Source organism: Parapedobacter sp. (genome assembly GCF_035556095.1).
Lineage (GTDB): Bacteria > Bacteroidota > Bacteroidia > Sphingobacteriales > Sphingobacteriaceae > Parapedobacter.
Genome location: NZ_DATMFT010000010.1, coordinates 85,629 through 100,662 on the forward strand (window position 1 = coordinate 85,629; position 15,034 = coordinate 100,662).

At 47.9% G+C, this 15,034-nt stretch carries 11 protein-coding genes and 5 tRNA genes; 1 reads left to right on the top strand and 15 read right to left on the bottom strand.

Features of this window, described 5'->3' with window-relative positions; all coding sequences use genetic code 11:
• Positions 1-28: 28 nt before the first annotated feature.
• The gene (locus VNQ80_RS04740; protein WP_325636306.1) at positions 29-505 is read left to right on the top strand and encodes a nucleoside triphosphate pyrophosphohydrolase family protein; all 477 of its coding nucleotides are present in this window, start codon (positions 29-31) and stop codon (positions 503-505) included.
• A 4-nt stretch (positions 506-509) separates the two neighbouring features.
• Here VNQ80_RS04740 and VNQ80_RS04745 read toward each other — a convergent pair whose 3' ends face one another.
• From VNQ80_RS04745 to VNQ80_RS04815, 15 genes are all read right to left on the bottom strand, one after another.
• The gene (locus tag VNQ80_RS04745) at positions 510-1,463 is read right to left on the bottom strand and encodes a TIGR01212 family radical SAM protein (RefSeq protein ID WP_325636307.1); all 954 of its coding nucleotides are present in this window, start codon (positions 1,461-1,463) and stop codon (positions 510-512) included.
• Between the two features lie 176 nt (positions 1,464-1,639).
• Positions 1,640-5,920 carry a DNA-directed RNA polymerase subunit beta' gene (gene rpoC, locus VNQ80_RS04750; RefSeq protein ID WP_325636308.1) on the bottom strand — a complete coding sequence of 1,427 codons (4,281 nt, stop codon included), beginning with the start codon at positions 5,918-5,920 and terminating at the stop codon, positions 1,640-1,642.
• A gap of 34 nt (positions 5,921-5,954) precedes the next feature.
• Complete coding sequence (gene rpoB / locus VNQ80_RS04755) at positions 5,955-9,764, bottom strand: DNA-directed RNA polymerase subunit beta (RefSeq protein ID WP_325636309.1); 3,810 nt, start codon at positions 9,762-9,764, stop codon at positions 5,955-5,957.
• Between the two features lie 180 nt (positions 9,765-9,944).
• The gene (gene rplL, locus VNQ80_RS04760; protein WP_325636310.1) at positions 9,945-10,325 is read right to left on the bottom strand and encodes a 50S ribosomal protein L7/L12; all 381 of its coding nucleotides are present in this window, start codon (positions 10,323-10,325) and stop codon (positions 9,945-9,947) included.
• Positions 10,326-10,401: 76 nt separating this feature from the next.
• Positions 10,402-10,920 (bottom strand): 50S ribosomal protein L10, encoded by a 519-nt coding sequence (rplJ, locus tag VNQ80_RS04765; protein ID WP_325636311.1) that lies wholly within the window; start codon positions 10,918-10,920, stop codon positions 10,402-10,404.
• Between the two features lie 2 nt (positions 10,921-10,922).
• Positions 10,923-11,621, bottom strand: a complete 699-nt coding sequence (gene rplA, locus VNQ80_RS04770) for a 50S ribosomal protein L1 (RefSeq protein WP_325636312.1) — start codon at positions 11,619-11,621, stop codon at positions 10,923-10,925.
• 22 nt (positions 11,622-11,643) lie between these two features.
• Positions 11,644-12,087, bottom strand: coding sequence for a 50S ribosomal protein L11 (rplK, locus tag VNQ80_RS04775; protein ID WP_325636313.1), 444 nt, complete (start codon positions 12,085-12,087; stop codon positions 11,644-11,646).
• Positions 12,088-12,276: 189 nt separating this feature from the next.
• Complete coding sequence (gene nusG / locus VNQ80_RS04780) at positions 12,277-12,822, bottom strand: transcription termination/antitermination protein NusG (RefSeq protein WP_325636314.1); 546 nt, start codon at positions 12,820-12,822, stop codon at positions 12,277-12,279.
• 17 nt (positions 12,823-12,839) lie between these two features.
• A complete protein-coding gene (gene secE, locus VNQ80_RS04785; protein ID WP_325636315.1) occupies positions 12,840-13,034 on the bottom strand; it encodes a preprotein translocase subunit SecE in 195 nt (64 codons plus the stop codon).
• Positions 13,035-13,050: 16 nt separating this feature from the next.
• A tRNA-Trp gene (locus tag VNQ80_RS04790) sits at positions 13,051-13,121 on the bottom strand.
• Between the two features lie 78 nt (positions 13,122-13,199).
• Positions 13,200-14,387, bottom strand: coding sequence for an elongation factor Tu (gene tuf / locus VNQ80_RS04795; RefSeq protein WP_325636316.1), 1,188 nt, complete (start codon positions 14,385-14,387; stop codon positions 13,200-13,202).
• 62 nt (positions 14,388-14,449) lie between these two features.
• Positions 14,450-14,521 (bottom strand) — tRNA-Thr (locus VNQ80_RS04800).
• A 78-nt stretch (positions 14,522-14,599) separates the two neighbouring features.
• Positions 14,600-14,672 (bottom strand) — tRNA-Gly (locus VNQ80_RS04805).
• 111 nt (positions 14,673-14,783) lie between these two features.
• Positions 14,784-14,864: transfer RNA gene (locus VNQ80_RS04810), tRNA-Tyr, on the bottom strand.
• A gap of 10 nt (positions 14,865-14,874) precedes the next feature.
• Positions 14,875-14,947, bottom strand: a tRNA-Thr gene (locus tag VNQ80_RS04815).
• Between the last annotated feature and the right edge of the window lie 87 nt (positions 14,948-15,034).

Genomic DNA, 15,034 nt, shown 5'->3' on the forward strand with positions numbered 1-15,034 from the left:
CGATTTTAGATTTTTTACGACCAACATCATGACTGACCCGAAATCACTTACGTCCGTAGCTGCTTTTCACAAGACTTTTAAACATCCTATATTACCGGAACCGACGATTCCTGATGAAAAGCGTTGTAAATTGCGCGTAGCTCTTCTTGCGGAAGAGCTTAACGAGCTGGAAGAGGCGATTGCGGACCGAGACCTTATCGAAATAGCTGACGCACTTTGCGATTTGCAATACGTATTGTCGGGCGCAGTACTGGAATTTGGGTTGGCCGATAAATTCGGTCAATTATTTGACGAAGTACAACGGTCGAACATGAGCAAAGCCTGCAAAACCGTACAGGAAGCCGAAGAAACCGTTGCTCATTACCAAAATAAAGGGGTATCTTGTTTTTACGAAGAGGCAGACGGTCATTACCTCGTTTACCGCACGGAAGATCGGAAGACACTTAAATCTGTCTATTATTCCCCGGCCGATCTGCAAGGAATATTGAATAAAAAAGACGCTTAGTCGCCTAGCCCAACGGTTCATAATTACAGCCTTGATAGGCACCCCGACGCTCCAGCTCTTTGTCGATGTACGTCTGGATGGCCGACTTGCCTTTTCCCCAATTTGGGGCAATCAAAAGCTCTTGGTCTGCCAATCCGAATAGCCGCTGGATAACGATGTCGGGACGTAGCAACGGGATAAATTCACATAAGAAATCGGTGTACTCCTCCAAGCTGAATACATGAAACGGCTCGCGCTTATAGTGCACGCCCATAATTGAACCCTCAACAATGTGAAGATGGTGAAGTTTCACGAACTTAATCTGCGGAAACCGATTAATCTCATCAGCATAGCGCAACATCATCTCGCGGGTTTCCCAAGGGAACCCAAAAATGGTATGCACACAGATATCCAGCGGGCTTCCTTTGACAAGCCCAAGAGCGGTCTCTAGCTCTCGATGGGTACAGCCCCGGTTGATTCGGTTTAGCGTCTCATCATAGATCGATTCCATCCCCATTTCCAAATCTACGTCATATCGATCAGTATAGCTTTCGAGTAATGCTATTTTTTCAAAGTCGATGCAATCCGGACGTGTACCTACAGATAAACCAACCACATGTTCAGGCGCCACATTTAAGGCTTCGTCATACATCGCTTTGAGGTAGTGGACCGGCGCATAGGTATTGGTATTGGGTTGGAAATAGATGATGAACTTCTCTGCTCCATAACCATTCACCGCACGCTGGATACCCTCTTCCACTTGCTGACGAATAGTGGGCAGTTTCCGTGCAGAGTCGGGCGTAAAAGAATCCACATTACAATATGTACAGCCGCCATAGCCCTTGCTACCGTCGCGATTCGGACAAGTGAATTGACCGTCTACAATAATCTTGAATACGCGCTTACCGCTATACTTAGCCCGCAGGTAAGCACCATAATGATTGTACGGCTTTTGCCCGATATCGAGGAGTGTTCCCATGATGGATGCAAAGATACAGGTTTATCGTAAGACATGAGACATCAAACATGAGACATCACACCTTACCAGCACGCAAGTACAAAAAAAACCGCCAGGTACAAAGCCCTGACGGTTTTATAAGCTTATTAGCAAACAGCATCCGCTGACACTATCGGTCACCGGCTACCGACGCCCAATTAATCTTCCTCTTTGGAGGCTAGCAATTGATCGTACTCCTCCTGGGACCCAACGATGATGCCTTCGTAATCGCGTAGACCTGTTCCCGAAGGGATCAAGTGACCCACAATGACGTTCTCCTTCAATCCGAGGAGGTTGTCGCGCTTGCCAGCAATCGATGCTTCGTTCAATACCTTGGTGGTTTCCTGGAAAGAAGCCGCCGAAATAAACGACTTTGTACCCAACGACGCACGGGTAATCCCTTGCAATAACGGGCTCGATGTAGCTGGTATCGCGTCACGTACTTCCACCAATTTCAAATCGCGCCGCTTCAATGCGGAATTCACATCCCGCAATTTCCGCATCGAAACAATCTGCCCTGGCTTCAGTTCCTCAGAATCGCCCTCATCAACAACAACTTTCTTATCGTAAATAGCATCGTTCTCTTCAACGAAATCCCACCTGTTCACCGCCTCCCTTTCCAAGAACCGCGTATCACCTGGATCTGCAATTTCTACTTTCTGCATCATTTGGTGCACAATCGTCTCGAAATGTTTGTCGTTGATCTTCACGCCCTGCAGGCGGTAAACTTCCTGAATCCCGTTAACGAGATATTCCTGTACGGCCGATGGCCCTTTGATAGCCAGAATATCGGCAGGGGAAATCGATCCGTCAGACAGCGGCATACCGGCTTTTACAAAGTCATTATCCTGAACAAGGATGTGCTTTGACAACGGAACGAGGTACTTCTTGATCTGCCCATCGCGCGATTCGATGGATATTTCACGGTTACCACGTTTTACACCGCCAAGCGTTACAACACCATCTATCTCGGTAACAACCGCAGGGTTAGACGGATTACGTGCTTCAAACAACTCGGTAACACGTGGCAAACCTCCCGTAATATCTCGTGTCTTCCCCGTAGAACGAGGAATCTTCGCGAGAATTACCCCTTCTTTTACCGCAACCCCGTCATTTACGGAGACGTGAGCGCCAACAGGGATATTATATGTCCGGATCACCGCACCCTTACTATCCAAGATCTTAATCGCAGGGTTCTTGGTTTTATCGCGCGTGTCAATGATCACCTTTTCACGGTGCCCGGTTTGCTCATCGGATTCCTCACGGAAGGTGACACCCTCAATGATCGACTCAAACTCAACCTTGCCTCCGAATTCAGAGATAATCACCGCGTTGTACGGATCCCATGAGCATACCCGTTGTCCCTTCGTTACCGTATCACCGGCATTCACGTAAAGGAAGGAACCATACGGAATATTATTTGTCATCAATACCTTCTTCGACTCGGGATCGATAATCCGGAATTCGCCTGAACGTCCGATAACTACCTGATCCGGGCCTTCTTCGCCTTCGTGTGGAACCGAACGGATGTTCTCCAACTCAACGATACCGTCAAACTTGGCGAATATCTGCGATTCCGCCGCGATGTTCGATGCGGTACCACCCACGTGGAACGTACGGAGCGTAAGCTGCGTACCCGGCTCACCAATAGATTGGGCAGCAATTACACCGACAGCTTCACCTTTTTGTACACGCTTACCCGTTGCGAGGTTCCGCCCATAGCACAATGAACAGACACCGCGCTTGCTTTCACAAGTCAGCACCGAGCGGATTTCCAGTCCTTCCACCGAGGAATGTTCAATTTTTGATGCCACCTCTTCGTCAATGTCCTGATCGGCAGCGACCAGCAAGTCGCCTGTTACCGGATCGTGCACATCGTGAAGCGACACCCGGCCAAGTATACGATCATACAACGGTTCGATAATGTCTTCATTATCTTTCAATGCGGTGGTATAAACACCTCTCAAGCCTCCGCAATCCTCATCAACCACAATCATATCCTGGGCTACGTCATGCAAGCGTCTGGTGAGGTAACCCGCATCAGCCGTTTTCAAGGCCGTATCCGCAAGACCTTTACGCGCACCGTGAGTAGAAATAAAGTACTCCAGTACGGACAACCCTTCCTTGAAGTTCGAGAGGATGGGGTTCTCAATGATTTCACCGCCAGACGAGCCTGATTTTTGCGGCTTCGCCATCAGACCCCGCATACCGCAGAGCTGACGGATCTGCTCTTTGGAACCACGGGCCCCCGAGTCAAGCATCATATACACCGAGTTGAACCCTTGATTATCGGTCGATAGGATTTCCATCACATTTGCAGTCAACCGATTATTAATACGGGTCCAGATATCGATAATCTGGTTATAACGTTCGTTGTTGGTGATGAAGCCCATATTATAGTTATTCATCACCTCTTCAACCTCTTTCGTTGCCTGCTCAATGAGGTCAACCTTAGCATCAGGAATATTCAAGTCCTGAAGATTGAACGATAGTCCACCCTTAAATGCCATCTGGAAGCCCAGTTCCTTGATGTCATCGAGAAACTTCGCTGCACGTGCCATACCGGTGATTTTCACCACCTTGCCAATTGTATCGCGCAACGACTTTTTCGTCAGCAACTCGTTCACATAACCAATCTCTTCGGGAACAACCTGGTTAAACAAAACGCGCCCAACGGTCGTTTCAATAACCCGCTCTTCTATACTATCGTCCGCACCCCTCACCCTGGTCTTCACCTTAATGAAAGCATGCAAATCGATTTGTTTTTCGTTATGTGCAATAATCACCTCCTCGGGCGAGTAGAAGGTCATTCCCTCGCCTTTGACTACCCGACTCTCATCGGTTTTACGGCCCTTGGTCATGTAATAAAGCCCCAGTACCATGTCTTGGGAAGGAACCGTAATCGGCGTACCATTCGCAGGGTTGAGGATGTTGTGGGAAGCAAGCATCAATATTTGGGCTTCCAATATCGCGGCATTGCCTAACGGCAAGTGCACCGCCATCTGGTCACCGTCAAAGTCGGCGTTGAAGGCTGTACATACCAAGGGATGTAGCTGGATTGCCTTTCCTTCCACCAACGTAGGCTGAAACGCTTGGATACCCAAGCGGTGCAGCGTTGGCGCACGGTTAAGCAGTACTGGGTGTCCTTTCAATACGTTTTCAAGGATATCCCACACCACCGGATCCTTCCGATCCACAATTTTCTTTGCTGATTTAACCGTCTTTACAATACCGCGCTCAATCATCTTACGGATAACGAACGGCTTGTACAGTTCCGCGGCCATGTCTTTAGGCAGACCGCATTCATGCAGTTTCAGGTTTGGCCCTACGACAATGACCGAACGGGCGGAGTAGTCTACCCGTTTACCCAATAGGTTCTGGCGGAACCGACCTTGTTTCCCTTTGAGGATATCCGACAATGATTTCAACGCACGGTTACCCTCAGTCTTAACGGCATTCACCTTACGGGAGTTGTCAAACAGCGAATCTACCGCTTCCTGCAACATCCGCTTTTCATTCCGCAGAATCACTTCGGGAGCTTTGATTTCCATCAGGCGCTTCAACCGGTTGTTACGGATGATGACCCGACGGTAGAGATCATTAAGGTCGGACGTTGCAAAACGACCACCTTCCAAAGGCACCAATGGCCGTAGTTCGGGCGGAATAATAGGTACGATTTTCACAATCATCCATTCCGGCCGGTTCTCAATCCGATCTCGCGAACCACGGAAGGCTTCAACCACCTGTAAGCGTTTGAGCGCCTCGTTTTTGCGTTGTTGCGACGTCTCATTGGCAGCCTGGTGGCGCAAGTCATAAGACAACTGATCAAGGTCAAGCCGTTTCAACAGTTCTTCAAGCGCTTCAGCACCCATCTTGGCGATAAACTTCTGTGGATCTGTATCATCAAGGAACTGGTTTTCCTTCGGCAACGTATCCAAAATGTCGAGATACTCTTCCTCAGTGAGGAAATCCATGTAGTTGATACCATCCTCTTCCTTCACCCCTGATTGGATGACCACGTACCGCTCGTAATAGATGATCATATCGAGCTTTTTGGTGGGAAGCCCCAGTAAGTAGCCGATCTTGTTGGGCAACGAACGGAAATACCAAATATGAGCTACCGGCACAACTAAGCTGATGTGTCCCATACGCTCACGACGTACTTTCTTTTCAGTCACTTCTACACCGCAACGATCACATACGATGCCTTTATACCGAATACGCTTGTACTTACCGCAGTGGCACTCATAATCCTTTACCGGACCAAAAATACGTTCGCAGAATAAACCGTCACGCTCCGGCTTATACGTCCGGTAATTAATCGTTTCCGGTTTGACCACCTCGCCGCTTGAACGTTCGAGAATGGTCTCGGGCGACGCCAAACTGATTGTAATGGAGGTGAAGTTGCTTTTTATCTTATTATCTTTTTTGTAAGACATACTTTCGTTTCTAAAGTTAACGCGCTATGCTTGATTAATCCAGCGTGATATCCAAACCTAAACCTCTCAATTCGTGCACGAGTACGTTGAACGATTCGGGCACCGACGGCGTTGGGAGGTTGTTGCCTTTCACGATGGCTTCATACGTCTTGGCCCTACCTACTACGTCGTCGGATTTAACCGTCAGGATTTCCTGGAGGATGTTTGACGCACCGAATGCTTCCAGTGCCCACACTTCCATCTCACCAAAACGTTGTCCACCAAACTGGGCTTTACCGCCCAACGGCTGTTGGGTGATGAGCGAGTATGGACCGATGGAGCGAGCGTGCATCTTATCGTCAACCATGTGCCCCAATTTGAGCATATAGATGATACCTACCGTTGTCGGTTGGTCAAAACGCTCACCAGTTAGCCCGTTATAGAGGTAAGTCCTTCCCGATTCCGGAAGCTCAGCCTTTTTCACCCATTCTTCCACCTCTTCGGTAGAAGCACCATCAAAAATCGGCGTTGCGAATTTGACACCCAGCTTCTTCCCGGCCCAACCCAATACGGTTTCGTAAATCTGGCCGAGGTTCATCCGTGAAGGTACCCCCAACGGGTTCAGGACGATATCGACAGGTGTACCGTCTTCGAGGAACGGCATGTCCTCGTCACGTACAATCCGTGCAACAATACCCTTGTTTCCGTGACGGCCAGCCATCTTATCCCCTACTTTAAGCTTACGCTTCTTAGCAATGAATACTTTGGCCATCTGCACGATTCCTGACGGTAGTTCGTCACCTACACTGATCGCAAATTTATCGCGTTTATAGGCTCCCAACTCCTCATTCAACTTGATGTTATAAAAATGAAGTGTTTGTTTGATTAACTCATTTTTGTCCTCGTCAGTAGTCCATCCCGTGGGGTTGATATTGGTATACTCCAATTCCGTTAGGATACGCTGCGTAAACTTCGACCCCTTAGGCACCAACAGTTCCTTATAAACGTTGTAAACGCCCTGAGATGTCTTCCCATTCACAATGGTAAACAGCTTCTCAATCAATTTATCCTTCAACGCCTTCAATGCCTTCGTATGTTGGGCGTCCAGTTGGTCGAGTGCCTTTTTCTCTTCTTCTTTAGCCACTTTCTTCGCCCTCGAGAACAACTTGGTGTCAATGACTACGCCATTGATAGACGGCGGAGTTTTCAACGAAGCGTCTTTCACGTCGCCGGCCTTATCACCAAAGATGGCGCGGAGCAGTTTTTCCTCAGGCGACGGATCGGATTCGCCTTTGGGCGTAATCTTACCGATGAGGATATCGCCGTCGCGCACTTCAGCACCCACACGGATGATACCGTTTTCATCCAAATCCTTGGTCGCTTCTTCAGAAACGTTCGGGATATCGGCAGTAAGTTCTTCCTCGCCACGTTTCGTATCACGCACTTCCAGTTCGAACTCCTCGATATGCAATGATGTGAAAATATCCTGGCTTACTACACGTTCCGAAATCACGATAGCATCCTCAAAGTTAAACCCTTGCCATGGCATGAACGCCACTTTCAGGTTACGACCCAATGCGAGTTCACCATCCTGCGTAGCATAACCTTCGCACAGCACCTGCCCTTTCTCTACCTGCTGACCTTTCTTAACAATCGGTTTCAGGTTAATGCAGGTACTCTGATTCGTCTTTTTGAACTTGATCAGGCGATAGGTTTTTACGTCATCGTCAAACGAAACCAGCCGGTCATCATCCGTACGTTCATACCTGATCTTAATTTCATTGGCATCTACATATTCCACCACACCTTTCGCTTCCGCGTTGATCAGCGTGCGGGAGTCGCGTGCTACGCGGCCTTCCAAACCGGTACCAACCACCGGAGCCTCGGGACGCAACAACGGCACCGCTTGGCGCTGCATGTTGGAGCCCATCAGGGCACGGTTCGCATCGTCATGTTCCAGGAAAGGAATCAGCGAGGCTGCGATTGACGTGATTTGGTTGGGTGCAATATCCATCAGGTCCAGCTTTTCCGGCTCGATAACCGGGAAGTCACCCTCGTACCGTGCCTTCACCTTGGGGGTAATGAAATTCCCCTTGTCGTCGTATTCGGCATTCGCCTGCGCAATGGTTTTACCATCCTCATCTTCTGCAGAAAGGTAAATTACCGGTTCTTCAACCACAACCCGTCCTTCATCAACGCGTCGGTAAGGCGTTTCAATGAAACCGAGATTATTGATTTTCGCATGCACGCAGAGCGACGAAATCAACCCGATATTCGGTCCTTCCGGCGTTTCGATGGTACATAATCTACCGTAGTGTGTGTAATGCACGTCGCGCACCTCAAACCCAGCACGCTCACGGGAAAGCCCCCCTGGCCCCAGAGCCGATAACCTACGCTTGTGCGTAATCTCGGCCAACGGGTTTGTCTGGTCCATGAACTGCGATAGCTGATTGGTACCGAAGAACGAATTGATGACGGACGACAACGTACGCGCATTAATCAAATCCGTAGGCGTAAACACCTCGTTGTCACGGATGTTCATCCGTTCACGGATGGTACGGGCCATCCGGGAAAGCCCTACGCCAAACTGGGAGTACAATTGCTCCCCAACGGTACGAACCCGGCGGTTAGACAGGTGGTCGATATCATCGACTTCCGCTTTCGAGTTGATCAAGTTGATCAGGTACTTCACAATGGCTATGATATCCTCACGCGTAAGCACCTTGGTCTCATCCGGGGTATCCAACTGCAACTTGCGGTTAATCCGGTACCGGCCCACATCGCCAAGGTCATAGCGTTTATCAGAGAAGAACAAGCGCTCGATAATGCCACGCGCCGTTTCCTCATCGGGTGGTTCGGCATTACGCAATTGCCTGTAGATGTGCTCCACGGCTTCTTTCTCTGAGTTGGATGTATCCTTCTGTAGGGTATTGTAAATGATCGAGTAGTCAGCGTTGTTAGCGGTATCTTCCTTGGTAAGGATGATAGACTTCACACCGGCATCGATAATCAATTCGATGTGGTCATCTTCCAATACCGTTTCCCGTTCCAAAACCACTTCGTTCCGGTCGATGGAAACCACTTCGCCGGTATCTTCATCTACAAAGTCCTCAATCCATTTCTTCAATACCCTGGCGGCCAACCTACGGCCTACATATTTTTTAAGTCCCGACTTGCTCACCTTCACCTCATCGGCCAACTCAAACAGTTCCAAAATGTCCTTGTCCGAATCGTAACCGATGGCACGTAAAAGGGTCGTCACCGGGAATTTCTTTTTACGGTCTATATACGCATACATCACGTTATTCACGTCTGTAGCGAATTCAATCCATGACCCTTTGAACGGGATTACCCGGGCAGAGTACAACTTCGTGCCATTGGTATGGCGGCTCTGGCCGAAAAACACACCGGGCGACCGGTGCAGTTGCGATACAATAACCCGCTCTGCACCGTTGATGACGAATGTACCCTTTGGGGTCATGTAGGGAATGGTACCCAAATAAACGTCCTGTACGATGGTTTCGAAGTCCTCATGCTCCTCGTCGTTACACGAAAGACGAAGCTTCGCCTTAAGCGGCACGCTGTAGGTCAACCCACGTTCGATACATTCCTGGATACCATAACGTGGTGGATCAATGAAATAGTCCAAAAACTCAAGTACAAAGATGTTCCTTGAATCAGAAATGGGGAAGTTCTCGGAAAACACCTTAAACAGCCCTTCTTGGTGGCGGTTGTCGGAAGTTGTCTCGAGTTGAAAAAACTCCCTGAAAGATTCCAATTGCACGTCCAGAAAATCCGGGTAATCGATTACCTTTCTGCTGCTTGCAAAATTCACTCTTTCGTTTCGAATATTTTTGTTTGCCAAGGGAATAAGATTTTAGTTTAACTATTTAAACTGCACTTTTGATGCTGCTTTTGCTATGTTAAGGCGCCCATACAGCCGGGACATGGTATTGGTAATGTGAGGAAAAGTCATAAACAGGAATAGACTCTGACGAAATTCACGTCAGAGTCTACCCCATTCAGGTGTGTTGTATGAACTGAATTAGTTGATCTCAACAACAGCTCCTGCTTCTTCAAGTTGTTTCTTCAGAGCTTCGGCTTCGTCCTTAGCAACACCGGTTTTGATTTCTTTCGGCGCACCGTCAACCAAATCCTTTGCTTCTTTCAGGCCAAGACCGGTCAAGTCTTTAACCAATTTAACCACAGCTAATTTCTGACCGCCAGCTTCTTTCAAAATCACATCGAAAGCTGATTTTTCTTCCGCTGCGGCAGGCGCATCACCGCCAGCAGCCGGACCAGCAACAGCCACTGCAGCTGCAGCAGGCTCAATGCCGTACTCGTCTTTCAAGATTTGAGCTAACTCGTTAACTTCCTTTACTGTCAAGTTTACCAACTGCTCAGCAAACGCTTTTAAATCTGCCATTTTATTTTTAATTTTTGAATTTACTTTTTAAAAAACTATTAACAATCCTTCGGGTATTGTGATTCGGGGCACCCAATTAGCCCCGTTCTTGTAAAGTTTTAACCAAACCGGCCAATGTTCCACCTCCAGATTGGAGTGCAGAGACCACATTCTTAGCAGGCGATTGCAACAAGCCGATGATGTCTCCGATAAGCTCATTCTTCGATTTGAGCTGGCTCAGTGCATCTACTTGGCTATCTCCGATAAATACAGCCGCATCGATATAGGCACCTTTCAAAACCGGCTTGTCGCCTTGTTTACGAAGTTCCTTAATCAACTTAGCCGGTGCGTTACCCGTTTCGGAAAACAGCATCGTCGATGAGCCTTTCAAAACAGCCAACAGCTCTTCCGAATCAACTCCGGCCTCTACAAGTGCTTTTTGAATCAAGGTATTCTTCACCACTTGCATAGCAATACCTTGGTCAAAGCATTTACGACGTATGCCATTGATCTTCGCTACAGTCAGGTCAGCAGTATCGGTGATGTAAAAATTACCATACGATTTAATCTGCTCAGCTAAAGCTTTAACAATTTCTTGCTTTTCTTCTCTTTTCATGATTAAATTCCCGCTACTGATTTCGTTTCAATTTGAACACCTGGACTCATGGTGGAAGAAAGGTAAATACTCTTGAAATACGTGCCTTTGGCGGCAGACGGTTTCAACTTGGAAATTGTCTGCAACACTTCAAGGGCATTCTCGTAAATCTTTTCTGCAGGAAAAGATGCTTTACCAACAGACGTATGGATAATCCCTGTCTTGTCCACCTTGAAATCAATCTTACCTGCTTTCACGTCGGCTACCGCTTTACCGATATCGGTAGTTACCGTACCTGTTTTGGGGTTAGGCATGAGGTTCCGCGGACCGAGGATACGGCCCAACCTACCCACCTTTGCCATCACACTCGGCATGGTAATAATGATATCGATATCGGTCCATCCGCCTTCGATTTTGCTGATGTAATCGTCCAATCCAACATGGTCTGCTCCTGCCGCCTTGGCCTCTTCTTCCTTATCGGGTGTACAAAGAACCAACACACGGACCGTTTTGCCCGTACCATGTGGCAGAGTGGCGATACCACGTACCATTTGATTTGCCTTACGGGGATCTACGCCGAGGCGCACATCGATATCCACCGACGCATCAAACTTAACATTGGTTATATCTTTTACCAAGGCAGCAGCCTCTTCCAAAGAATACGCTTTACCAACTTCAATCTTGGATAGTGCCGCTTTCTGATTTTTTGTTAATCTTGCCACTTTCTTAAACTGATTTCGTTAATTAATTATTCCAGGGCGCGCTACCGCTTACGGTAATCCCCATACTACGTGCCGTTCCAGCAACCATACGCATGGCCGATTCTACCGTGAATGCATTCAAATCAGTCATTTTATCTTTGGCAATGGCCTCCACTTGTTCCCAAGTGACCGCACCTATCTTCTTGCGGTTAGGTTCGCCCGACCCCTTTTTCACGCCGGATACTTCCACCAACTGGACAGCAACGGGAGGGGTTTTGATGATAAAATCGAATGATTTGTCGCTATATACGGTAATCACGACGGGCAATACCTTGCCTGGCTTGTCTTGCGTACGGGCATTGAACTGCTTACAAAACTCCATGATGTTCACCCCTTTTGCACCCAAAGCAGGTCCAACTGGAGGAGATGGATTCGCAGCGCCACCCTTCACTTGTAATTTTACTAACGCACTGACTTCTTTTGCCATTTCTCGATCTTAAATTTAATTAAATAAATGTTTGTTAGTAAGTTGGAAGCATTTAACGTAACATTTAGATTTTGAAGTGCTTATCGCCTAATTACGCTCACACCCCAAAATGGAGTGCAAAGGTACAACTTTTTTATTAATATCAAGCACAACGGAAAAAATAAGCCCACACCTCTTCTCGGCATGATCTCATTCTTTCTCTACTTGTATATAATTCAATTCAAGTGGTGTTTTGCGGCCGAATACTTTTACCATGACCTTCAACTTCTTCTTTTCCTCGTTCACTTCTTCGATCTCACCCGTAAATCCGTTGAATGGACCATCGTTAACTTTCACCAACTCGCCCACATAAAACGGCACATTCATCAACTCTCCCTGTTCAGACATCTCGTCTACCTTACCTAGGATACGGTTGATCTCTGCCGGCCGCAACGGAATCGGATTCCCTGCCTTATCGCCCAAAAAGCCTACCACACTGTTGATGTTCTTAATAACGTGCTCCAATTCGCCGTCCAATGCCATTTCCAGCAATACATATCCCGGATAGAAATTACGCTCTTTGGCCACCTTCTTGCCATCGCGCATCTGATAATACTTTTCCATCGGAATCAGCACCTGGGGAACAAGATGGCTGACGCCCAAGCGGTTCACTTCAGCTTCAATATATTGCTTTACCTTTTTTTCCTTACCGCTTACGGCCCGTACAACATACCATTTCAGTGCTTGATCTGCCATTTCTTCTTTCCCAACGATTAAGACCCAATATTATAGAACAATTCCAGCACGTTACTCGACGCCTTATCCATACCGAAAATAAGTAGTGCTATTATGATGGATGCAACCAATACAACCACGGCCGAATTCTGCAGCTGCCCCCAAGTGGGCCAAGTAACCTTTTGGGTCATCTCGATATAGGAGTCTTTAATAAATTCAAGTACGTTCGCCATGCTCTGTCGATATTAGCACGGGCACCAGGATTCGAACCCAGATCAAAGGTTTTGGAGACCTCTATTCTACCATTGAACTATGCCCGTGTATTTTAGACACGATTAGCTAACCAGCACAATTACTGATTAGCTAATCGGTCGGATAAATCCAATCCAAGGACGGATTTATTTAATGATTTCAGTTACTTGTCCGGCACCTACCGTCCGACCGCCTTCGCGGATAGCGAAACGGAGACCTTTCTCCATTGCGATAGCGTTGATCAGCTTCACCGTGATCGTTACGTTATCACCGGGCATAACCATCTCTACGCCATCAGGCAATGCAATTTCGCCCGTTACGTCTGTGGTACGGAAATAGAATTGCGGACGGTATTTGTTGAAGAATGGCGTATGACGACCACCTTCTGCCTTCGACAATACATAAACTTCGGCCTTGAATTCAGTGTGCGGAGTTACCGAACCTGGTTTACAGATAACCATACCGCGGCGGATATCGGTTTTTTCAATACCACGCAGCAACAAACCTACGTTATCACCAGCTTCGCCATAATCCAAAATCTTACGGAACATTTCCACTCCTGTTACGGTAGACTTCAGGTTCTCGGCACCCATTCCAAGGATCTCAACCGGATCACCCGAGTTAATCACACCACGCTCGATACGGCCAGTGGCTACCGTACCACGTCCGGTGATGGAGAATACGTCTTCGATCGGCATCAAGAACGGAAGATCTGTCAACCGCGGAGGAATCGGGATGTGCGCATCTACCGCGTCCATCAATTCCATGATCTTGTCTACCCATTGCGCTTCGCCGTTCAAACCGCCCAGGGCAGAACCACGGATGACAGGGATATCGTCGCCAGGATATTCGTAGAATGACAACAATTCGCGGATTTCCATTTCCACCAGATCCAGCAATTCGGGGTCGTCCACCAAATCCACTTTGTTCATAAACACAACCAAAGCAGGAACGCCTACCTGGCGAGCCAACAGGATGTGCTCACGCGTTTGGGGCATCGGACCGTCTGTAGCAGCTACCACGATGATGGCACCGTCCATTTGGGCAGCACCTGTAACCATGTTTTTCACATAGTCGGCGTGACCCGGGCAGTCAACGTGCGCATAGTGACGACTAGCAGTTGAGTATTCTACGTGTGAAGTATTGATAGTGATACCGCGCTCTTTTTCTTCTGGAGCAGAGTCGATGGAATCGAAAGAACGGGCTTCTGACAAACCTGCATCAGCCAACACTTTCGTGATAGCAGCTGTGGTCGTTGTCTTACCGTGGTCAACGTGACCGATCGTACCAATGTTTAAGTGCGGCTTACTGCGGTCAAATTTCTCTTTTGCCATGTTTATGCGAATTAGTAATTTAAAATTTTAATGTATAATGTTAACCTTATGTTGCCCTTACGAGCCAATGATGGGACTTGAACCCATGACCTCTTCCTTACCAAGGAAGTGCTCTACCGCTGAGCTACATCGGCTTTTGTGTCTACAATCAAATCCCCGTCAATTCACCAACTTGATGGGCTGACGGAGCTTGAACGCCTAAACACCTTATGAGCGGAAGACGGGTCTCGAACCCGCAACCTATAGCTTGGAAGGCTATCGCTCTACCAATTGAGCTACTTCCGCTTTGTGCCTTATTTCCTTTCGAGCTTACCCGGCATTTTGGGCCTCGAATCAGTAACCTGTAGCTCGGATCCGCCAGCTGGCGGACTACCAATTGAGCTACTTCCACTTGTGTGGGGGGAGAAGGATTCGAACCTTCGAAGCCGAAGCAACGGATTTACAGTCCGTCCCATTTGACCGCTCTGGAATCCCCCCAGTTTTTTTGAGCCCCCTGCCGGGATCGAACCAGCGACCTACTGATTACAAGTCAGTTGCTCTACCAGCTGAGCTAAGGAGGCAAAACTTCAAAAAACACCCCTTTTCTTAGGGACTGCAAAGATATACAAACTTGGTTTAATACAAAAATTATTTACAAAAATCTAAAA

Bases quoted from the DNA above. Each gene is read 5' to 3' on its own strand.
- VNQ80_RS04740 (WP_325636306.1), top strand. From the start codon at position 29: ATGACTGACCCGAAATCACTTACGTCCGTAGCTGCTTTTCACAAGACT.
- VNQ80_RS04745 (WP_325636307.1), bottom strand. From the start codon at position 1,463: ATGGGAACACTCCTCGATATCGGGCAAAAGCCGTACAATCATTATGGT.
- rpoC (WP_325636308.1), bottom strand. From the start codon at position 5,920: ATGTCTTACAAAAAAGATAATAAGATAAAAAGCAACTTCACCTCCATT.
- rplL (WP_325636310.1), bottom strand. From the start codon at position 10,325: ATGGCAGATTTAAAAGCGTTTGCTGAGCAGTTGGTAAACTTGACAGTA.
- rplJ (WP_325636311.1), bottom strand. From the start codon at position 10,920: ATGAAAAGAGAAGAAAAGCAAGAAATTGTTAAAGCTTTAGCTGAGCAG.
- rplK (WP_325636313.1), bottom strand. From the start codon at position 12,087: ATGGCAAAAGAAGTCAGTGCGTTAGTAAAATTACAAGTGAAGGGTGGC.
- nusG (WP_325636314.1), bottom strand. From the start codon at position 12,822: ATGGCAGATCAAGCACTGAAATGGTATGTTGTACGGGCCGTAAGCGGT.
- secE (WP_325636315.1), bottom strand. From the start codon at position 13,034: ATGGCGAACGTACTTGAATTTATTAAAGACTCCTATATCGAGATGACC.
- tuf (WP_325636316.1), bottom strand. From the start codon at position 14,387: ATGGCAAAAGAGAAATTTGACCGCAGTAAGCCGCACTTAAACATTGGT.